This is a genomic window from Frankia alni ACN14a (genome assembly GCF_000058485.1).
Lineage (GTDB): Bacteria > Actinomycetota > Actinomycetes > Frankiales > Frankiaceae > Frankia > Frankia alni.
Map to the genome: position 1 here is coordinate 6,822,602 of NC_008278.1, position 21,290 is coordinate 6,843,891.

Below are 21,290 nucleotides of genomic sequence, written 5' to 3' on the forward strand. Positions count from 1 at the left end.
GCGCCCATCAAGCATGGGACGCTTATCTCGTGAGCGACTGCGAGGATTCCTGCCGATGACGACGCCGTTGACCGTTGCCCTCGTCACCCCGCTGACCGGGCCGGACGCCGCCCAGGGCCTCGCCGGTCTGCGCGGCGTCACCCTGTGGGCGCGCGACGAGCGCCTCCCCGCGCCCTGGGACGAGGTGAGCCTCACCGCGTACGACGCCTACCCCGACCCCGCGGCCGCGATGCGCGCCGCCGTCGCCGCCCGCCCGGACGCCCTGCTCGGGCCCTACGGCCACCGGGCGGCCCTGGCGGCCTGCGCGGCGACCGACCGGGTGGTGTTCAACACGGGGGCGCCGTCGACCAGGTTCGTCCGGCAGGCCTTCCCCAACATCGTCAACATCGCCGCCGCCACCTCGACCTGGCCGCGCGGGGTCCTGGCGGCGGTGCGGGCGGCCGACCGGCGGGCCCGCAAGGTCGTCCTGCTCGCCTCGGGCGACACCGCGGTCGAGATCACCTCGGTGGCCAGGGCTGCCGCCATCTCCCAGGCGTTCGAGGTCGCCTCGCACGTCTTCGCGCCGGGGAAGGCCACGCTCGCCGCGACCCGGCTGCCCCCGGGCGACGTCCTCATCGTGCATGCGAGCCCCGACGACGAGCTGGCCGCGGCGAACATCCTGCTGCGCCGGCCGTGGCGGGCGGCGGCGTTCTCCACCGCCGTCAGCGCGCAGGCCACCGCCAGCCTCGGCGACCTGCGCGAGCAGCTGCTCGCCCCGGGAAGCTGGATGCCGGAGAGCACGCAGCCGACCGCCACCGGGCCGACGGCACGCGAGTTCACCGCCGACTACACCGCCCTGCACGGCGTTGCGCCGACGGAGACGGCCGCCTGGGCCTACGTCACCGGTCTGATCCTGGGGCGGGCGATCCGGTTCTGCGGAGGCGTGCAGGACGCCTCGGTGCTCGCCGCCGCCCGCGGCATCGACACGACGACGCTGCTCGGCCGGTTCCGGCTGGACGAGGCGACCGGGCTGCAGGTCGGCCACCAGATCCCGATCGTGCAGTGGCAGGACGGCGCGTCGCGCACCGTGTGGCCACGGGAGGCCGCCCGGGCCACCTTCGCCCACCCCCGCCGGATCACCAGCCGGCCGGCCTCGGCGCCCCCGACCGCCCGGCCGACCTCCACCACCCCGTCGACGTAGGCCGACGCCGAGGTAGGACGGCGTCGGCGTAGGACGGCGTCGGCGTAGCGGCGGGTTGCGGCGGGTGCGCCCGCCCGGAGCGGGTGAGCCGTGGTTGGCTCGGGTCACGCGGTGGAACGAGGCTCCACGACGGCCACGGCGGCGTCGTGCCGCCGCGAAGGGAGGTCCATGGCGGCGGGTCCGCTCGAGCGCGCGCCGGCCGGTACATCGCGCCGCCGGGCCGTCACCATCGCCCTGGTCGGCGTCCTGGCGGTCGCGTTCACGGCGGCCACCGCACGGCTGTTCGTCTTCCCCCATCGCGACCGGCCGGCGCCGGTCGACGCGATCGTCATGTTCGCCGGCAGTCCTGGCCGGCTCGAACGGGCGGTCGCCCTGGCCCGTGCCGGTTACGCCCCGGTCCTCGCCGTCTCGACCCCGACCGCCGACGATCCCTGTCCCGGCACCATCCCCGGCGTGGAGGTGATCTGCTTCGCGCCCAGCCCCCTGACGACTCAGGGGGAGTCCCGCTGGGTGGGTGCCGCGGCGGCCCGGCGCGGCTGGCACTCCCTGATCGTGATCACCTCCACGTCGCAGAGCACCCGGGCCCGGCTACGGCTCGGCCGCTGCTATCCCGGCGAGGTCCGGATGATCGGGGTGCCGCCACCCCGCCGCATGTGGCCCTACATGATCACCTACGAGTGGGCGGCGATGGGCAAGGCCCTGCTGCTCCAGCGAGGCTGCTGACCCACGCCGCGACCCCCAGCCCCAGCCCCAGCGATCTTGGGGTTCCGCGGAACCGCGCCCCTACGACGGTCGACCTAGCGGGGGCGGTCGGTCGGGGCGGGGCGGGGCTCGCGGGCGGCGAGTTCGGCGGCGTAGACATCGTTGCGGGATACGCCGTAGTCGGCCGCGACCGCCCGACGGGCCTCCTTGCGCGGCATGCCGGCGGCGGTGCGCCGGACCACGTCGGCAGCCAGGACCCGCGCGTCCACTGTGTCGACGGATCCCACCTCGAAGGCCCCGCTCTCGGCCGCGGGGTCAGTGCCGGCAGCGGAGCCGGAACCGGGCGCAGACCCGGAAGCGACCGCGGGGTCGGCGGCAGAGCCGCCCTCGGCCGCAGAGCCGGAATGGAGGTCGGCGGCGTAGTCGGGGTCGGCGGCGTAGTCGGGGTCGGCCGCGGACCCGGAATCGAGGTTGGCCGCGGGGGCGGGGTCGGCCGCCGCCTGCGCGGGGGCGAAGTCGACGGTCACCGGGCGGCGCCCGGCGCCGCCGGCGATCACCAGGGTGAACTCCCCGCGGATCACGCGGCCGTCGGTGGCCCAGGCGAGCAGGGCCGCGAGATCGCCGCGGACGATCTCCTCGAAGGTCTTGGTCAGCTCTCGGCAGAGCACCGCGGCGCGGCCGGCACCGAAGGCGGCGATCAGGTCAGTCAGGCCCGCGGGGAGCCGGTGCGGGGACTCCAGGAACACCATCGTGCGGGTCTCGCCGCCGAGCTCGCGCAGCCGGGCACGCCGGTCGGCGCCCTTGCGCGGCAGGAAGCCCTCGAAGGTCCACCGGTCGGTGGGCAGGCCGCTGACGGCCAGGGCGGCGGTCACCGCGGACGGACCGGGCACGACGGTGACGGCCATGCCGGCGGCGGCCGCCGCGGCGACCACGCGGAAGCCGGGATCGGACACCGCCGGCATCCCGGCATCGGTGATCAGGGCGACCGTGGCCCCCTCGCGCAGGTAGTCGGTCAGGAGGGCGGCGCGGGCGCCCTCCACCGCGTCGTAGCAGGACACGATCCGGCCGGAGATGGTGACGCCGAGGGCGTGCGCCAGCCGGAGCACCCGCCGGGTGTCCTCGGCCGCGATCACATCCGCAGTGGCGAGGATCTCACCGAGACGCGGACTCGCGTCCCGGACATCACCGATCGGAGCGCCGCACAGCACCAGGGTCCCGGACACCCGCCCAGTGTGTCAGGAGCCAGGACCTACCCTGATCGGTGTGACGGCGACGACGGCCCACGTGCCCTGGAGTGCGAGCGGAGGAGGCGACACGCCGCCGGTGACCGGTCCGGACCCCCTCGGTCCACAGCGGACGCGGGCCGAGGCGTTGCGCGAGCGGCTGTGCCCGCCGATGCCGGGCTCGCCGCTGGCCGGCTGGCTGGCGACCCTGTCGGTCGCGGTCCTGGCCGGGGTGCTGCGGTTCTGGAACATCACCCAGCCGCGCGGGGTGTACTTCGACGAGGTCTACTACACCAAGGACGCCTGGGGCCTGCTCACCGCCGGTTACGAAATCAACTCGAACGACTGTTCCGGGCCGGCGTACGTCGTCCATCCGCCGTTCGGCAAGTGGCTGATGGCCGCCTCCGAGGGTCTGTTCGGGTACACGAACTGTTCGGGAGTTCCGCACGGCGACCCGGAGCTCGGCTGGCGGTTCTCCTCGGCGTTGTTCGGCACGCTGGCCGTGCTCGTCCTCGCCCGCGCCGCCCGGCGGATGTTCCGCTCGACCCTGCTGGGCTGCTTCGCCGGCCTGCTGCTCGCCATGGACGGCCTGGAGTTCGTGCAGAGCCGGATCGGGATCCTCGACATCTTCCTGATGACCGGGGTCGTCGTGGCGCTGGCCTGCCTGCTGCTCGACCGTGACGACGGCCGGGCCCGGCTTGCCGACCGCCTGAACGCGGCCCTGGCCCGCGGCTCGGGTTCACCGCCCCCGACGGCCGACGGCTCGCCGGGGGCGGCCTCGGCGCAGTCCGTCACGACGGCAGGCGCGGCGGTCACCGCAAGCACCGCGGTCACCGCAAGCACGGCGGCCGCAAGCGGGGCGGTCTCTCCGGCCACGGCGGCCACGGCGGGCTCCGAGGCCTCGACGGCCACGGCCGGCCGGCAGGATCGGCTGCGCGAACTCTACGGGCCCCGGCTGGGCTTTCGCCGGTGGCGCCTGGCCTGCGGGGTGGCGCTCGGCCTGTCGATGGGCGTGAAGTGGAGCGCGCTCTACACGATCATCGGCCTCGCGGCGCTCGCGATCGCCTGGGACATCGGTGCGCGGCGCACCGGCGGCGCGCAGCGGCCCGTGCTGGGGGCGCTGCGGCGGGACCTGCCCGCGTGGGCGGCGACGTTCGTCGTCGTCCCGATCGGGGTGTTCCTGGCCACCTGGACGGGCTGGTTCGTCACCGACGGCGGCTACTACCGGCACTTCTACGGCAACGGGTTCGGCGCGGCGTGGCACGGCTGGTGGAAGTACCAGATGGCGGTGCTGAAGTTCCACGAGGGCCTCGACCAGGGGCACGCCTTCGCCTCGCACCCGATGAGCTGGCTGGTGATGGCCCGGCCGGTGGCGTACTACTACTCGTCGCCCGCCTACGGGACGTCCGGTTGCCATGCTCCGGCCGGCTGTTCCCGGGAGGTGCTGGCGCTGGGCAACCCCGCGGTGTGGTGGGTGGGCACCGCCGGGTTGCTCGGGATGCTCGCCTGGTGGGTGACTCGGCGGGACTGGCGGGCCGCCCTGGTGCTGGTCGGGTTCGGCTCGGCGTTCCTGCCGTGGCTGCTGTTCCCGAACCGCACGATGTTCTTCTTCTACGCGCTGCCGTGCCTGCCGTTCCTCGTGCTCGGGATCACGGCGCTGGCGGGGCTCGCGCTCGGCCCGCGGGAGGCCTCTGACGCCCGCCGGCTGACCGGCGCGCTGACGGTCGGGATCTACACGATCGTCGTGGTCCTGCTGTTCGCGTACTTCTACCCGATCCTGGCCGCGCAGGTGATCCCCTACTCCTCGTGGCGGGCCAGGATGTGGTTCCCCGGCTGGATCTGAGCCGGGAGCCCCCGTGCGGGCGCACTGACCGAGCAAAGTGGGCTCGATGTGATCTCTCTCACGAGAGCCGGCCCAACTTCCCCCGCAGCCACCCAGAGCGATGCCATCCTCACAAAGGGGCGTTCCCGCCCGGATCGGCACGCAGGCACGGGGGCAAACGAAGTTGACTGATAACCCAGAGTCGGAACAGCACACCGCTAGCAGCCTCACCGGTGGAGGCGACAGGGGGGGTCACGTACGGCGCGAGATCCCGATCGGGGATGGTGGGGCGGTCACCATGCCCCGAGGCCGCACGGCAGGCAGCGCCCGTGCGGGTCTCCCTCCGACCTCCAACCACCGGAGCCGGGTGTCGGGCGGACCGAGACTGGGAGGAACCACCATGGCCGATGTGTCGGTGCGCTTCGCAATGACCGATGACAGCGAGATCGTGCTGAACCTGTCCCTCACGCAGGCGATCCGGCTCACCGAGGCGATCGCGTCGAAGGTGAGCCAGGCGATGACCGAGCAGCCGCGGGCCGGGATGAACGGCAACGCCTACGGCCCGGGCGGAGTCCGCCCCGGTCCGTACTCGACGTCCTGACCCGCCCGGCGGCGCCCGTCAGCGAGGCTCGGGCGCACCCCCGGTGAGCTGCGCGATCAGGGCCCGCAGCAGGTCGAGGTCCCGCCGACGCAGCTCGGCCGCGGAGGCGGGGTCGGGCCGCGCCGGGGTCAGCGCCGCCCTGACCCGGCGCAACTTGTCGCGCAGCGAGTCCACGACCGCGGGCGAGACCAGGCCGTCGCGCAGCACCAGCACGACGTGCCCGCCGTGCTGCACCACATCCACCGGCTCGGCCATCGGCAGGGTGACGACCCGCACGCCGACGGGGGCCTCCTGGTCGTAGACGAGGCAGAGCTGATCCTCGGCCAGCACCTCGGCGCTGCCGTCGTCCCAGAGCACCGTCGCCCGGGCGGTGACCGGCGCCGCGCTGCGGGTCGACTCGACGCGCACCGGCCCGGCCTGTTCGGCCGGCTCACGGCGCCCGGCCGCGTGCACGGCCAGCACGGTGCCGCGCCGCGACCAGATCCCGCCGCCGAGGTCGTCGACCGGGAAGACCCGGTCGCCCCGAGCGAACATCACCAGCGCGGCACGACCGTCCTCGGCGGTCGGAGGGTGGGCGGCCATGGCGTGATCGTAGGTGGCGGCCTCGGACGCCCGCGCGGCGAGACCCCCACCGGGGTGCGAACGCCGGTCCCGCCGCCGCCCGCGGCCACCGCGGACCGCCGGTGGCGACGGGGGTTCCACCCCTCCCGTGCCCTCCGTCGAGGCAGTGTGGACCCAGCGCCGACGCCTCGCCGACATCGCGAGTTCACACGGCGGGTCGGGCCCTAAATTCGGCTATCGGCGGTGATGGGCGTGGACCGCCCCGGCGGGTTACCTTCGCCTGGTTGCCATCGCTCGGGTGGCGACCGGCGGCGGCCGGGAGGACGCGAGCGGCTCGGCGTCGGGTTGTGCTCGCGCGGTGGCGTCCTCCCTGGTCCGTCCCCCGCAGAATCCCTGGTCGGACCCTCGGCCAGCCACGCCTCGCGGAGCCTACGAATGCCCGACACCGACTACCCGCCCATCGAGGAGCACGCGGTCATCGGCGACCTGCGTACCGTGGCCCTGGTCGCCACGGATGGCACGATCGACTGGTACTGCCCACAACGCTTCGATGCGCCGTCGGTCTTCGCGAGCCTGCTCGACGCCGACCGCGGCGGGTCGTTCCGCATCCACTGTCCGGACTCGCGGGCGAAGCAGCTGTACCTGCCCGACTCGAACATCCTGATGACCCGGTTCCTCACCCCGCGGGCGGTCGGCGAGGTCGTCGACTTCATGGTCCCGGTGGACAGCGACGTCGCGGAGACGCCGCACGTCGTCGTCCGCCAGGCCCGCGCCGTGCGCGGGACGGCGACGTTCCGGCTGCGCTGCGACCCGCGGTTCGACTACGGGCGGGCCGCGCACACGGTGACGCTGATCCCCGGCTCGGGGGCGGTGTTCGAATCGGTCAAGGGCACCCTCGTGCTGCGCACCTCGCTGCCGCTGCGGGTCGACGGCACCGCCGTGTTCGCGGAGTTCGACCTGCCCATGGGCGAGACCGCCGACATCGTGCTCGAATGGAACTCGACGATCCGGCCGCTGATCATCGGCGAGGCGGACACGCTGTTCACCCGGACGTTGAACTACTGGCAGGCGTGGCTGCGGCAAAGCCGTTACCACGGCCGCTGGCGGGAGATGGTCCTACGCAGCGCGCTGGTGCTGAAGCTGCTGGTCTACCGGCCCACCGGCGCACTGGTGGCGGCGCCGACCACCTCGCTGCCGGAGGAACTCGGCGGGGTGCGCAACTGGGACTACCGCTACACCTGGATCCGGGACGCGGCGTTCACCACCTACGCGCTGATGGCCCTGGGCTTCACCGACGAGGCCGCGGCGTTCATGGACTGGCTGGAGCAGCGCTGCCACGAGGCGCCGAAGGACTCCGGGCTGTACGTGCTGTACAGCGTCGACGGCAACGCCCACCTGGACGAGATCGTCCTGGAGCACCTCTCCGGCTACCGCGGCTCGAAGCCGGTGCGCATCGGCAACGCCGCCGCCGAGCAGCTCCAGCTCGACATCTACGGCGAGCTGATGGACTCGGTCTACCTGTACAACAAGAAGGTCCCGATCTCCTTCCAGCTCTGGGAGGCCCTCGGCCGCCAGCTCGACTGGCTGGCCAAGCACTGGGACACCCCGGACGAGGGGATCTGGGAGACCCGCGGCGGGCGCCAGCGCTTCACCTACTCGGCGCTGATGACCTGGGTGGCCTTCGAGCGGGCCTGCCGCATCTCGCGCCAGCGGGGCCTGCCCGGCCCGACGAACGACTGGAAGGACCTCGCCGGTCAGGCGTACCGGTTCGTCCAGAACGAGGCGTGGAACCCGACCCGCGGGGCCTACATGGAGTTCCCCGGCTCACCGCGGCTGGACGCGTCCCTGCTGTGCATGCCGCTGGTGAAGTTCTCCGGGCCCACCGATCCGCGGTTCCTCTCGACCCTGGACCGGTTCGGCGAGGACCTCGTCAGCGACAGCCTGGTGCGCCGCTACGCCGCCGACGGCAGCGACGGGCTGACCGGTGACGAGGGCACGTTCAACCTGTGCTCGTTCTGGTACGTGGAGGCACTGACCCGGGCCGGCCGGGTGAGCGAGGCCCGGATGGTCTTCGAGAAGATGCTCACCTACGCCAACCACGTGGGCCTCTACGCCGAGGAGATCGGCTCCTCCGGCGAGGCGCTCGGCAACTTCCCGCAGGCGTTCACCCACCTCGCGCTGATCAGCGCGGCGATCAACCTGGACCGCGCGCTGGCCTGACCGCCGCCCCGCCCTCGACCACCCGGCGGGCGGGTGGCGCGCCCGCGGCGCGCGCTCGCCTGTCGGGACCCGGACAACGCCGGCCACGGTAGCGGTAAGGCGGTACCAGCCGGCCCGCGGGCACGGCAGGATAGGACCGTACCGGACGGGCCGCACCGAGCGGCGAGGATGTGCCACGAGGCCGCCGGCGGTGATGACCGGCGCGGCGCGGGGTGTGGGGACGAGGGGCGAGGTCATGGCGGGACTGGACCATTTCCGGGTGGTCGTGGAGTCCGGGCACCCGGATCGGACCGGGGTGGTCGTCCGGCTGCCCGGCGCGCTCATCGTCGCCCGTGCCGGCCGGCCCGAGACCGCCGAGATCACCAACAGGCTGCTCGGGCTGTGCGCCGAGGTGGCCGCGGAGGTGGGCACGACCGCGTCGACCATGGGTCGCCGGCTCGTGCGCCGGGTCGCCGGGCTCCTCGCCGACGCCGACCCCGACCGGGTGCCCGACTTCAGCCTGCTGACCACCGTCAACGACCGCGTCGCGGCGCTCGTCCACGGGGCGATGGACGTCGTGGCGTCCGGCACCTCCGGGGTGACGCTGTCCGGCGTGGACTCGGCCACCTGGGTCGACCGCCTGCTGCCGACGGAGATCGCCCGGATCGACGTCGGGCCGACCGGCATCGTCGGCCCGACCGGCTTCCCCGGCGGCCTCGGCGACCTCGGCTTCCCTCTCGACCTGCGGATCGGCGCGGTGCCCGGGATCGGCGCGAGCCTGTCGCTCAGCGACGCGCCCGCGCTGCCCGCCCCCAAGGCGTCGGCCGACCAGCTGCTCGCCGGCTTCGATCCGCTGCGCGACCCGATGACCGGCGCCGCGCCGATCCCCACGCCCGGTTCGCGTGCCCCCGACCCGATGTCGACCACCCCGCCGGCGCTGGCCCCGCTGCTCAGCGAGGAGGAGGAGGCCAGGCGTCGCCGGGCGGCGGCGGAGCCCACCCAGGCCGCCGACCTCGACGAACTCGACGAACTCAACGAGGACCCGCCGACCGAGCTCGCCGGGCGCGAGGCGCTCGGCCACGCCGCGGTCGACTCCGGGCCGAACGGCCATCTCCGCCAGGGGCTCGGCCCGCTCGGCGGGCACGCCGAGCCCCTGACGGACAGCCTCGGCGGCGGCCTTGGTGGCGGCCTTGGTGACGGGCTCGGCGACGACCTCACCGACGACGAGCACGACGCCATGACCCAGCTTCCCGGGCAGACCTTCACCGTCTCCGACCTCATCGAGGACGACGAGGCCCCGACGATGCTGCCCAGCGGATCCGAGCCCCAGGTCGAGGGGGTGCTGTGCGCGAACGGGCACTTCAACCACCCGCAGGCGCCCTACTGCGCCGAGTGCGGCCTGTCCCTGGCCCAGCAGAGCTCCCGCACGGTCTGGGGCCCGCGTCCGACGGTCGGGGTGCTCGTGTTCGACGACGGGCAGACGATGAACGTCGACATGGACCTGGTCATCGGCCGTCAGCCCGACCGGGACGACGCCGTCCGGGCCGGCAAGGCGCGGGCGCTGCCGGTCGAGGACGGCGAGAGCGCCGTCTCCCGGGTGCACGCCGTGATCACCCTGACCGGCTGGGACGCCGTGATCACCGACCAGGGTTCGGCCAACGGCACCTACATCGCCCCGCCCGAGGCGACCGTGTGGACTCCCCTCAACCCGCACCAGCCCGCCCCGTTGGTGCCCGGCACCCGCGTCCAGGTCGGCAAGAGGACCTTCGTCTTCAACTCCCACCTGCACGTCTGAGGCCGGCCGCCCGGCCCGGTGATCTGCGCGACGCGAGAAGTCCGGCGGGGGTGGCGCGCGAAACGTCGGCACCTACGTCAGACTTGACGGACGATGAGCGATTCAGAGCTGCGCGCCGGGGGTGGCCTGCCCGCCTCCCCCAGCGCGCCCGCAGAGGCCCCAGCCGAGCCGCGCAGGCAGGACGATCGGCCCGCACGCGACGAACCCGGCCCCGCCAGAGCCCGACCGGGCGTGGCCGCACCGGATGCGCCTTCGCCGGGCGAGGCCGACGCCCCGCGTCGGCGTCGCCGGGGCCGGGCGGCCCTGTGGTGGACCCCGGTCGTCGTGGTGCTGGTGGCCGGGCTGCTGGCCGCCGGCGCGGCGCTGGGCGACCTGCGCGACCGCCCGCCCGGCGAGAGCTCCGTCGACGTCGGCTTCGCCCGCGACATGTCCGAGCACCACGCGCAGGCCGTGCAGATGGCGATGATCGAGTTCGACCGCGGCGGGGACACGTCGACCCGCAGCGTCGCCCAGGACATCGCGTTGACCCAGCAGCGGGAGATCGGCGTCATGTCGGCGTGGCTGTCGGGCTGGGGGCGGGCCCAGAGCGCCGCCGGCGCGCCGATGCGCTGGATGGGCGGCACGGGCGCGGCGGCGGGGGGCGGCCACGACGCGCACGGCGACACCGGCTCGGCGGCCATGGCCGACATGGCGGGCATGAACGGCACCGTCGGCGGCGCCGCCTCGGCCGGCGACACCGCCCGGATGCCGGGCATGGCGACCCCGAACGAGCTGCGACGGCTCGCGACGATCCACGGCCGCGACCTCGACGTCCTGTTCCTCACCCTGATGGTGCACCACCATCGTGGGGGGCTGGCGATGGCCCAGTACGCGGCGCAGCACGCCGGGTCCGACCGCACACGCAGTCTGGCCAAGGCGATGGTGCTCAACCAGTCGATCGAGATCGACCAGATGCAGGAGGCCCTGGCCCGGCTCGGGGCGCCCCGGGCATGACCGGCCGAACCCGGCCAATGCTTCACCGAACCCGGCCATCGCTTTACCGAACCCGGCCATCGCTTTACCGAAACTGACTTTGTATCGTCAGATCCGATTAACCGGACCGTACCGCCGGTCGTGCACCCGAGGCGTGGGGAACGCCGCCCCACCGTCGTTCCCAGGGCGATGATGCCGCCACGCCGCGTTTCCCCGGGGATCCGTCGTGTCTGTCACAGGTGCGCCGTCTCCCGCTTCACGCGTCGCCGTCTGATCGATGCATCGCGGGGTGGCGACAGGCGGCGGGCGAGTAGGGGTCCGGTCCCGCCACGGCGGCTTCGGCGCTGAGCCGACGCCGCCGTCGATCCTCGAGGTCCGCTTCCATGACAGGTGTTTCCCCCCGCGAGGCCGCCGGCGTGGTGGCCGGGAGCGGTCGTGCGGTCGTCGGGGGACTGCGCCTGCCCGCGCTGGCCCGACGCTGGCCGGGCGCGCGCTACGTCCGGGTGGAGCTGCTCGCGGGCCTGGTGACGGCGCTCGCGCTGATCCCGGAGACGATCTCGTTCTCGGTGGTCGCCGGGGTCGACCCGAAGGTCGGCCTGTTCGCGTCGTTCACCATTTCGGTGATCATCGCGTTCACCGGTGGCCGACCAGCGATGATCTCCGCCGCCGCGGGCTCGATGGCCCTCGTGGCCGCGCCGCTGGTCCGCGAGCACGGGCTGAACTACCTGCTCGCGACCACAATCGGCGTCGGGTTGCTGATGGGTGTCCTCGGCGTGCTCGGGGTCGCGCGGCTGATGCGCTTCGTGCCGCGCACCGTGATGATCGGCTTCGTCAACGCGCTGGCCATCCTGATCTTCACCGCCCAGATGCCGCACGTCATCGGCGAGTCGTGGAAGGTCTACGTCCTCGTCGCGGGCGGACTGGCGATCCTGCTGACGATCCCCCGGGTCACGAAGGCGATCCCGGCGCCGCTCGTGGCGGTGGCGGTCCTCACGCTGGTCACGTGTGGTTTCCACGTCTCGGTGCCGACGGTCGGGGACGAGGGCCGGCTGCCCAGCTCGCTGCCGGTGCCCGGCCTCCCCGACGTCCCGTTGACCTGGGAGACCCTGCGGATCATCGCCCCCTACGTGGTCGCGCTGACCGCGGTGGGACTGCTGGAGACGCTGCTGACCGCCCAGATCGTCGACCGGATGACCGACACCACCCACGACCCGAACCGCGAGTCCTGGGGCCTGGGCATCGCCAACGTCGTCAACGGCTTCTTCGGGGGAATGGGCGGCTGCGCGATGATCGGCCAGACCATCGTCAACGTCAACTCCGGCGGTCGCGGCCGGCTGTCGACCTTCGCCGCGGGCGGCTTCCTGCTGATGCTGGTCGTGCCGCTGCGCGATCTCGTCCGGCACATCCCGATGTCCGCGCTGGTCGCGGTGATGGTCCTGGTCGCGGTGATGACCTTCGAGTGGCGCAGCGTCGCGCCGTCCACCCTGCGCCGGATGCCCCGCGGCGAGACCGCCGTCATGGTCGCGACGGTCGCCGTCGTGGTGCCCACCCACAACCTGGCGTACGGCGTGCTCGTCGGCGTCGTCCTGTCCGCCCTGCTGTTCACCCGCCAGGTCGCCCACCTGGCCCTGGTGACCAGCGTGCTCGACCCGGAGGGCGGTGAACGGATCTACGCCGTCCGGGGCACGCTGTTCTTCGCCTCGACGGGCGACCTGGTCAACGCCTTCGCCTACGGCCGCGACCCGGCTCGCGTCGTCATCGACCTGTCCAAGGCCGACGTCCTCGACTCCGCTGCGGTCGCCGCCCTCGACGACGTCCGCACGAAGTACCGCGAACGTGGCACGGAGGTGACCATCGTCGGGTTGAACCCGCGCAGCGCCGACCTGCTGCGGGAGCTGTCCGCCGAGCCGCCACCCGAGACGACGGCCGAGACGACGGCCGAGACGACTACCGAAGCGACCTCCAGGGCGACAGGGAGTGTCCGCAGAGTCGATTGACGCCCACCTTCACCCCTCCGTGAATACACTCCGCCATCAGATACTCACAATGAGGATGGTGGCGGCATGGGCGAGAAGGGCCTTACCGGTGGTCTGGTCGACTTCGCCCGACGCCAGCCAGCCGTGGTCGTCATCGTCGTCGTCCTCGTCGGGCTGTACCTGTCCAAGGCCAGTTCGGGCGCCGCGACCCGGGCCGTGCTCGTCCCCGGCGTCGACTTCTCGGCGCCGTCCCTGCTGACCCGCAACCGGACGACCTACGCCGTCGGCGTGGACCCACGCACCCCCGACGCGATCAGCCTGCTCTCCAGCCGGGACCGCCGGAGTTGGACCACCCTGCCCGACGCCCTGAAGACGCCGCCGGGCTGGGCCGACCCGGGCGGCGGCCTGGGACCGGCGGCGATCGGCACGTTCGACGGCTCGTACGTCCTCTACTACACGACGACCGTGCGCGGGCTCGGCATCCGCTGCATCTCGGCGGCGACCTCGGCGCACCTGGACGAACCGTTCGTGGACACGTCGCTGGCCCCGTTCGTCTGCCAGACCGACGAGGGGGGCAGCACCGACCCGAGCCCCTTCGTCGACGACGCCGGGCGCGCCTACCTGACCTGGAGCAGCCCGGGACGGTCCGGCGGCGCGGGCCCGACGCTGTGGGCCCAGCGGCTGCGCTCGGACGGACTGGTGCTCACCGGCGAGCCGGCGGTGCTGCTGCGCCCCAGCCTGCCCTGGCAGCAGAAGCGGGTGGCGAGCCCCTCGATGATCGTCGATCAGGGGAACGACCACCTGGTGTACTCGGCCGCCCCGGAGCTCAACGGACGCCAGGTGGTGGCCAGCGCCTCGTGCACCGGTCCCCTCGGGCCCTGCCACCCGGCGCCGAAGCCGATGCTGACCGGGGGCAAGGTCGGCTTCGGCCCCGGGGGCGCCCACGCCTTCACCGACTCCCGTCATCGCTGGTGGCTGGGCCTGCACAGCTGGGACGCGCCGCCAGCGGGCGCCTACCTGCCCACCGGACGATTCGTCGTGGTCCCCCTGCGGGTGCGCGACGACGAGCTGTCCGTGCAGGTCAAGTCGCTCACCCAGGGCCGGGTCCGCCCGCCCGAGCAGCACGACTCCCACCTCGGCGACCACGAGACCCGCGACGACCACGAGACCCGCGACGAAGAGACCCGTCACGAAGAGACCCGTCACCACGAGACCCGGCACCACGGGACCCGCGACCACGAGACCCGTCACCACGAGACCCGCGACCACGGCGACCACGCCCGCGAGCAGAACGCCACCGACAGCGGCGGTCACGCCGGCCCTGGGATGACCGCCGGCGGCTGACAGGCACAATGGCCCTCTCGACATCGTTGTCTGGACAACCATCAGCAACGAGTCTCAGCGACACCCGTCGCCGAGGCCGACCGCGAGGGGGACGACCTTCCGATGACCGAACCCGAGGCCCCGGCCGCGCGGTCCCGACGACGGCGGCCGCGGCTGCTCGTCGTCCTGATCGGCGCCGTCGTGGTGCTGGCGATCCTGGTCGTGGGCGGCACCGCCCTCTACATCAATGTGATCAAGAAGGACGCACCGGAGGAGTTCTCCCTGGCCCAGCCGGGCGGCGACGAGACGGTGGCGCCGACCGGCTCGCTGGCCGGCACCTGGACGATCGCGCCGGGCTCGGAGGTCGGCTACCGCGTCAAGGAGATCCTCTTCGGCCAGAACACGACGGCGGCGGGGCGGACGAAGCAGGTGTCGGGCTCGCTCACCATCGACGGCTCGCGGGCCTCGCAGGCATCCTTCAGCGTGCAGATGGCCACGGTGGCCAGCGACGAGGCCCGCCGGGACAACCAGTTCCGCGGCCGGATCATGGACACCGACACCTTCCCGACCGCCACCTTCACCCTCGCCGAACCGGTCGACATCGGCGCCGTCCCCACCGACTCGAAGACCACCCGGGCCGTCGCCGCGAAGGGCGATCTGACCCTGCGGGGCAAGACCAGGCGGGTCACGATGACGCTGCAGTCCCGCTGGGACGGCACCTCCATCCGCACCGTCGGCCAGCTCCCGGTCGTCTTCGCCGACTACGACATCCCGAACCCGAGCTTCCCCGGCATCTCCACCGAGGATCACGGGATCATGGAAGTCTCCCTGGTCTTCACCCGCTCCGCCGCGGCCCCCGCAACCACCGCCGCCAGGCCCTGATCCACACCACTGCCCACCGTCCCACCCCCCTCCCCCGCATCCCCCGCTTATCCAGAGGGATGAATCGGGCACGGAACCCTCTGGATAAACGGGGCGCACGGCGGACGGACGACCGCACCGCCGGTCGGAGTGGCTGACCGGCGGTGCGGCGGGGTGCCGAGGCGCCCGCAGGCGGCGGTTCCGGCCGCTCAGGCAGCCCAGGCGGCCCAGGCGGCCCAGGCGGCCCAGGCGGTTCAGGCGGCTCAGGCGGCTCAGGCGCCCGCGGGTGCCGAGGTCGCCGGCTTGGGGCCGGTCGCCGAGGTGCTGGGCGCGGGCGCGGTGTCCGGGGTCGGGTCCACGGCGGGCGGCTTCGTGGCGTCGGCGGCCGGCGCGACCTCCTCGGGAGCGCTGCGCCGCGTCTGCGACGGGATGCCGTGCTCCCGCTCCAGCGCGATCTCCTCGGCGTCCGGCACCCGCGGCGCGGGCCTGGTCAGCGCCCAGGCCACGCAGACCACGGTGAGGAACAGGTAGCCGAGAGCAACCTGTCCGCCACCCGCATCCCACTCGACCTTCTCCGCGTGGATCAGCCCCACGAAGGACAACACCGCGCCCAGGGCCGATGCGATCGCCGCCGAGACGAACCGCTTGTCGATGATGAACGCGACGATGGAGCCGAGCACCAGGCCGGCCAGCACCGCTCCGTCCCCGAGCAGGTGCAGGCCGTGCAGCAGCACGCTGTTGCCCTCGAGGTCGGCCTCGGTGACGTTCAGGTTGACCGCCGGGTTCATCTTCGACGCCACGCCCACGGCTGTCGTCACCGTGTTGTCGATCTGCCCGGCCGCCCAGGAGGCGATGTTCGGGATGATCGCGGCGATGACGGCGGCGCCGTGCGCCTTCGGCGAGGCCTGGAACGCCTGGGCGCCGATGAGCAGCCCGATGTAGAGCAGGATCGGCACGATCGCCGGCAGCGGTAGCACGGCATTGAGCAGGCCGAACAGGCCGAGAAAGCACAACACCGCAATGACGACGCCGGTGGCCAGGGAGTAGCCGGTGCGACCGCCGGCGGCCTTCCAGCCCGGGTGACCGATGTAGACGGCGGGCGGGAACGGCGAGCCGAGCGCCGAGCCGATGATGGCGCCGAAGCCGTCGGCGAGCAGGATCGGCCGCAGGTTGTAGTTGTCCCCGGCGGACGCGGCGCTCTCCACGTTGGACATGCCCTCGGTGAAGTTGTAGACGCCGAGCGGGATCGCCGTGGCCAGCAGCGGCGAGATGTCGGACAGGCCGTGGAACAACTTGTCGAAGTGGAAGGTCGGCAGCGACACCGCGATGTCCTTGGCCGCCTCCGACACCGCCGGGGTGTCCATGAACCCACCGATCCAGCCGATGGCGGTGCCCAGCGCCAGCGCGACCGCGCCGATCGGCAGGTTCCACGGCAGCTTCAGGTCGGTGAGCAGGCCGACGAGCAGCAGGCCGAAGACGGGCAGCGCGATCCAGGCGGCGTCCCACATCTGCGCGGCGGGCCGCATCGAGATGAACGCGATCGAGATGCCGGCCAGCGTGCCGAGCATGGCCGCCCGCGGCGCGTACTTGCGGATCATCGGCCCGACGAACGCGCCGATCACGACGATGATGCCGATGATGAACGCCCAGGCGAGGCCGGCCTGCCACGCCTCGACCGGGTTCTTCGTCTTCAGGTAGATCGGCAGCATGATGACGAACACGACGATGAACATGTGCGGGACGCTCGGCCCGTACGGCATCGCCGTGACGTCGTCCCGGCCCTCCTTCGCCGCCAGCCGGCGACCCAGGTAGGCGTAGAACAGGTTGCCGAGCAGCATCGCGATCCCGAGCGCGGGCAGGATCGCACCGAAGACGTCGTCCTTGGGAATGTTGACGACGAACAGGCACAGCGAGCTCAGGACGATGACGTTGACCAGCACGTTGACGCCCAGGCCGAAGAAGGCGTTGGTGTCGCCCTTCGTCCAGTAGGGCAGGGCCGGCGCGGACGACGCCGGTCGATTCCCGATCTTGACCATGGTGGGACCCGTCCTCTTTCAGGAGGCCGTGACGGCGGGTGCGGGCAGGGTGGAGTCGGCCGCGGGGGTCGAGGCGGCGAGCGCGGCGAGGAAGTCGGCGGAGGGGGCGACCCAGCCGAAGATCCCGCCCTGGGCGGCGACCATCTCCAGCGCCACCCGCTGGAACTCGGGAAAGTAGGAGCCCACGCAGTCGCTGAGCACCAGGCACTCGAAGCCGCGGTCGTTGGCCTCGCGCACGGTCGTGTGCACGCAGACCTCGGTCGTCACCCCGGCGACGACGAGGCTGGTGATCCCCTTCTCGGCGAGGACGTCACCGAAGGCGGTGGCGTAGAAGGCGCCCTTGCCGGGCTTGTCGATGACGTACTCGCCGTCGACCGGCGCGAGCTCGTCGATGATGTCCTGCCCGTACTCGCCCCGGATGAGGATGCGGCCCTTGGGACCGAGGTCGCCGATGCGCAGCGCGGCGTCGCCGCGGTGCAGCTTCGCCGGCGGAAGGTCGGACAGGTCGGGCAGGTGGCCCTCGCGGGTGTGGATGACGGTCAGTCCCGCGGCCCGCACGGCCGCCAGCACGGCCTGCAGCGGTTCGATCGTGCTCCGCAGCTGGCTGACGTCGTTGCCGAGACTCTCCCCGAAGCCACCCGGTTCGAGGAAGTCGCGCTGCATGTCGATGACGACGAGCGCGGTGGTTGCGGGGTCGAAGGTGAAGTCGTACGGTCGGGCGCTCACGGTCAGGGGCGCGGTCGGGGTCGGGGTCGGGGTCGTTGCGGTTTCGCTCATGCCAGCTCTCGCCATCGGAGTCCACAGGTTTTGGATCCGCGCAGGGTCGGATCCGCGCGTCTGGAGTGCGTCGAGGGAGCTCGCCACGCCCGGCCCGATCGTCCGGTGCCTCCCCCGCCTTGTCTGGAGACGAGGGTCAGGGCACGTCGTTTCAGATCACCGCCCGGTACGTAACACGGCGATGAACTCTGTATCCCAGCTCGTATCCGGGCCCGTATACAGATCATGAGAGTGATCGACGCGGAGAATTGCGGCATTTGTGCTGGTCGGCGACTCTGGGGGACGTGGCATACGCCACTGCAAGGCGCCCACAGCGCCGAACGGGTCGATATTGGCCCGCGGGGCTCCGCGCCGGGCGGAGTCGTGATCCACGCGCGACGGACCGCCGGCAGGCGCGGCGACCGGTCACCTGCCCGCGCCGAGCCGCGGCGCGGAGCGATCGCGTCCCTCGCGGCCCTGCCCACCGGCCGTCGCAGAAGAGGGGTGCGATGTGGGTGGACGGTCCGTGGAGACCATCGATCCCCAGCGGGACGGTTCGCCGTCCGCACGGCCCGATCCGCTGGTACCGGTCAACGCCCAGGCGCCTGGCGTGTTTACGCTGAGCGATCTGCTGGCGGTGCTGGACCTGGACGGGGACGTCCCGCCGGTGCCGGCCCGATGTCTGGTGAGCGCACACGGCGGGATCCTGGGCGCGCAGCTGCTCGGTCAGCAGATCGTCCTCGCGGAGCGCCTGGCGCCGGGCAAGACGGTGCACTCGCTGCACACGATCTTCTCTCGCCCCGGGGACTGCCGGCAGCCGCTCTGGGTCGACGTCGAACGTCTCGCGCACGGCGGTTCGATCGACGCGCTGGCGCTGTCCTTCCGGCAGGGCTCGCTGCACATCTGCCGGGCGGACGTGATGCTGCGGGCCGCGGAGGCCGACTTCCTCAGCGTGCAGGCGAGCCGGGTGGACCTGCCGGGGCCGGAGGCGGGGGTGCCACGCCCGGACCGACCGATGATGCCGTGGGAGGTCAGGGTGCTGCCGCGGGCGGAGCCGCACCGGCTCGACCAGTGGCAGCGGATCCCCGATGCCGGCGCGGATCCGACAGTCTGGCGGGCCCTGCTGGCCCATTCCTGCGAGTTGCTACCGCTGGCCGATCTGCTCGCGGCCGCGGGGATCCCGCCCCTGCCCGGCGAACGACCGCAGGTCGCCGCGGCGGTGCTGTCCCAGACCGTCACGTTCCTCGATGACCTGGACGTCCGGGACTGGCACCTGTTCCAGGTCCGCACGGTGCACGCCGGCCACGGCCGCGCGGTCGGCCGCATCGAGGTCTTCGGCCCGGACGGGGTGCAGCGGGCCGCTGCCGAGGTCGTCGGGCTGCTGCGCCCGGCCCGCCCCTGACCTCACCTCCGGCCGGCCACCCATCCCGCCGACCTCGTTTCCCCGATCTCATCCCGCCGGCCCCGAGGCCGCCGTGGGACGTTCCTTGTCTTTCCAGAGGGCGGTGAGTGGCTTTTTGTCCCTCTGGAAAGACAAGGCCGGCGCCGAGGTCAGACCTCGGCGGTGCGGGCGACTGCCTGCTCGTCGTCGCTGTCGGCGGTAACGGTGTCGGCGGTAACGGTGTCGGCGGTGGCGGTGGCGCTCTCAGCGGTGAGCTGCGCCGACGGCGACGACCCAGCGGCGGCCGGCTCGGGCCGGCGCAGCCGTGGCAGGAGGAACGCCACCGGGACCCCCACGGCGAAGACGCAGCCGCCGATGAACAGGCCTAGCGCGTACCCGGAGGTCAGGGCCTCGGGCTGCCCGATCCCATGGCGAAGCCGACCCTCGGTGTGGTGCGTGGCGATCGTCGTCACGGCGGCGAGGCCGACGGCCGCCCCGATCTGCCGCCCGGTGTTGATGAGCCCGGAGGCGAGGCCGGCGAGCCGGATCGGCACCCCGGCGGTGGCCGCGGAGACCATCGAGACCATCGTGGTTCCCATGCCGAAGCCCATCACCGCGAGCGGGCCGAACACGTGCGTCCAGTACGAGCCGCCCGGCGTGATCGCCGACAGCCACAGCAGGCCCGACGAGCCCACGGCGGCGCCGAACATGACGATCGGTCGCGCGCCGAGCCGACCGATCGTCCGCGTGACGAGCTGCGACGCCACGATGATCATCAGTGGCATCGGCAGCATCGACAGCCCCGCCCGCAGCGGGCTGTAGTTCTCCACCCGTTGCAGGAACAGGGTGAGGAAGAAGAACACCGCGAACATCGCCGCACCGAGAAGCGCCGCGACCACGTTGGCGACCGCAATTCCCGGATAGCGGAAGATGTTCAGCGGCACCAGCGGATTGGCCGTGGTGGCCTCGATCGCGACGAAGGCGCCGAGGAGCACGACCGCAGCGGCCAGCAACCCGATCGTCAGCGGCGAGCTCCAGGACGAGGTCTCCGTGCGGACGATGGCGTAGACCAGCAGGACCAGGCCGCCCGTCACGGTCAGCGTGCCCGGCAGGTCGAGGTCGCGCACGCGGCTGACCTGCCCCCGCGACTCCACGAGCACCACGCGCGCCGCGACGACGAGCGCCACCCCGATCGGCACGTTGACGAACAGCACCCACCGCCAGTCGGCGACGTCGGTGAGAATGCCGCCGACGACCGTTCCGAAGGCGCCGCCGCTGGCCGCCGTGGCGCCCCAGGCGCCGAGCGCCCTGGTCCGCTCCCGGCCCTCCGCGAACGAGGTCATCAGCAGGCTCAGCGTCGCCGGGGCCAGCACGGCGCCGCCGAGGCCCTGCACCGCCCGGGCGATGATGAGCTGCGTCTCGGACTGGGCGAGGCCGCCGGCGAGGCTTGCCAGCGTGAACAGCACCAGCCCGAACACGAAGACCCGGCGCCGACCGAACAGGTCCGCCGCCCGGCCACCGAACAGCAGCAGCCCGGCGAAGGCCAGGGTGTAGGCGTTCACCACCCACTGCAGACCACTGGCCGACATCCCGAGATCGGTCTGCATCGCCGGCAACGCGACGTTCACGATCGAGATGTCGAGCACCACCATGAACTGGGCCAGGCAGCACACTGCCAGCACGGCCCACTTCGCCCGGGGGGCAGACGGCGCCGTGCCGACCGCGCCCCGCCCACCCTCGACGGAGGCCTCGACGGACACGGTGCCCCCGGACACCCCCGCCGCCTGATCGGGACCGCCGACGCCGCCTGCGCCCGTTCCCTCCGAATGTGCCATTCCCAACATCCCCTCCTAGCAGCCGTCGTACACCGTACGAGGACTAGGGGCCACCCTACGCCGTACG

General features: G+C 72.8%; 16 protein-coding genes. 11 read left to right on the forward strand and 5 right to left on the reverse strand.

Features of this window, described 5'->3' with window-relative positions; genetic code table 11:
• Positions 1-55 precede the first annotated feature (55 nt).
• Positions 56-1,180 (forward strand): ABC transporter substrate-binding protein, encoded by a 1,125-nt coding sequence (locus FRAAL_RS27435; protein WP_041939864.1) that lies wholly within the window; start codon positions 56-58, stop codon positions 1,178-1,180.
• A gap of 168 nt (positions 1,181-1,348) precedes the next feature.
• Complete coding sequence (locus FRAAL_RS27440; protein WP_011607336.1) at positions 1,349-1,903, forward strand: YdcF family protein; 555 nt, start codon at positions 1,349-1,351, stop codon at positions 1,901-1,903.
• A 74-nt stretch (positions 1,904-1,977) separates the two neighbouring features.
• Here the strand turns inward: FRAAL_RS27440 and rsmI are convergent, their stop codons facing one another.
• Positions 1,978-3,105 (reverse strand): 16S rRNA (cytidine(1402)-2'-O)-methyltransferase, encoded by a 1,128-nt coding sequence (gene rsmI, locus FRAAL_RS27445; protein ID WP_011607337.1) that lies wholly within the window; start codon positions 3,103-3,105, stop codon positions 1,978-1,980.
• 172 nt (positions 3,106-3,277) lie between these two features.
• Between rsmI and FRAAL_RS27450 the strand changes: the two genes are divergently transcribed.
• Both FRAAL_RS27450 and FRAAL_RS27455 read left to right on the forward strand, forming a co-directional pair.
• Complete coding sequence (locus FRAAL_RS27450; protein ID WP_306282291.1) at positions 3,278-4,948, forward strand: dolichyl-phosphate-mannose--protein mannosyltransferase; 1,671 nt, start codon at positions 3,278-3,280, stop codon at positions 4,946-4,948.
• Between the two features lie 379 nt (positions 4,949-5,327).
• A complete protein-coding gene (locus FRAAL_RS27455) occupies positions 5,328-5,528 on the forward strand; it encodes a hypothetical protein (RefSeq protein ID WP_009741926.1) in 201 nt (66 codons plus the stop codon).
• A gap of 18 nt (positions 5,529-5,546) precedes the next feature.
• Here FRAAL_RS27455 and FRAAL_RS27460 read toward each other — a convergent pair whose 3' ends face one another.
• Positions 5,547-6,110 carry a hypothetical protein gene (locus tag FRAAL_RS27460; RefSeq protein ID WP_011607342.1) on the reverse strand — a complete coding sequence of 188 codons (564 nt, stop codon included), beginning with the start codon at positions 6,108-6,110 and terminating at the stop codon, positions 5,547-5,549.
• 414 nt (positions 6,111-6,524) lie between these two features.
• On the opposite strand from FRAAL_RS27460, the gene FRAAL_RS27465 reads away from it, so the two are divergent.
• The 6 genes from FRAAL_RS27465 to FRAAL_RS27490 all read left to right on the forward strand — a co-directional run bounded on the left by FRAAL_RS27465 (position 6,525) and on the right by FRAAL_RS27490 (position 15,236).
• Complete coding sequence (locus tag FRAAL_RS27465; RefSeq protein WP_011607343.1) at positions 6,525-8,309, forward strand: glycoside hydrolase family 15 protein; 1,785 nt, start codon at positions 6,525-6,527, stop codon at positions 8,307-8,309.
• Positions 8,310-8,544: 235 nt separating this feature from the next.
• On the forward strand, positions 8,545-10,083 hold the full coding sequence (locus FRAAL_RS27470) for an FHA domain-containing protein (RefSeq protein ID WP_041941070.1): 1,539 nt from the start codon (positions 8,545-8,547) through the stop codon (positions 10,081-10,083).
• Positions 10,084-10,176: 93 nt separating this feature from the next.
• A complete protein-coding gene (locus FRAAL_RS27475) occupies positions 10,177-11,076 on the forward strand; it encodes a DUF305 domain-containing protein (RefSeq protein ID WP_083866942.1) in 900 nt (299 codons plus the stop codon).
• Positions 11,077-11,438: 362 nt separating this feature from the next.
• On the forward strand, positions 11,439-13,052 hold the full coding sequence (locus FRAAL_RS27480; RefSeq protein ID WP_011607346.1) for a SulP family inorganic anion transporter: 1,614 nt from the start codon (positions 11,439-11,441) through the stop codon (positions 13,050-13,052).
• Positions 13,053-13,118: 66 nt separating this feature from the next.
• The gene (locus FRAAL_RS27485; protein ID WP_011607347.1) at positions 13,119-14,375 is read left to right on the forward strand and encodes a family 43 glycosylhydrolase; all 1,257 of its coding nucleotides are present in this window, start codon (positions 13,119-13,121) and stop codon (positions 14,373-14,375) included.
• 102 nt (positions 14,376-14,477) lie between these two features.
• Positions 14,478-15,236: a YceI family protein gene (locus FRAAL_RS27490; RefSeq protein WP_011607348.1), complete on the forward strand. Its 759-nt coding sequence runs from the start codon at positions 14,478-14,480 to the stop codon at positions 15,234-15,236.
• 251 nt (positions 15,237-15,487) lie between these two features.
• Here FRAAL_RS27490 and FRAAL_RS27495 read toward each other — a convergent pair whose 3' ends face one another.
• Entirely contained in the window at positions 15,488-17,251 is a 1,764-nt protein-coding gene (locus tag FRAAL_RS27495; RefSeq protein WP_011607349.1) for a hypothetical protein, read from the reverse strand.
• 18 nt (positions 17,252-17,269) lie between these two features.
• Positions 17,270-18,028 carry a cysteine hydrolase family protein gene (locus tag FRAAL_RS27500; RefSeq protein WP_050997266.1) on the reverse strand — a complete coding sequence of 253 codons (759 nt, stop codon included), beginning with the start codon at positions 18,026-18,028 and terminating at the stop codon, positions 17,270-17,272.
• Between the two features lie 589 nt (positions 18,029-18,617).
• On the opposite strand from FRAAL_RS27500, the gene FRAAL_RS27505 reads away from it, so the two are divergent.
• On the forward strand, positions 18,618-19,409 hold the full coding sequence (locus FRAAL_RS27505; RefSeq protein WP_231861379.1) for an acyl-CoA thioesterase: 792 nt from the start codon (positions 18,618-18,620) through the stop codon (positions 19,407-19,409).
• Between the two features lie 149 nt (positions 19,410-19,558).
• Here the strand turns inward: FRAAL_RS27505 and FRAAL_RS27510 are convergent, their stop codons facing one another.
• Complete coding sequence (locus FRAAL_RS27510) at positions 19,559-21,232, reverse strand: MFS transporter (protein WP_011607352.1); 1,674 nt, start codon at positions 21,230-21,232, stop codon at positions 19,559-19,561.
• Between the last annotated feature and the right edge of the window lie 58 nt (positions 21,233-21,290).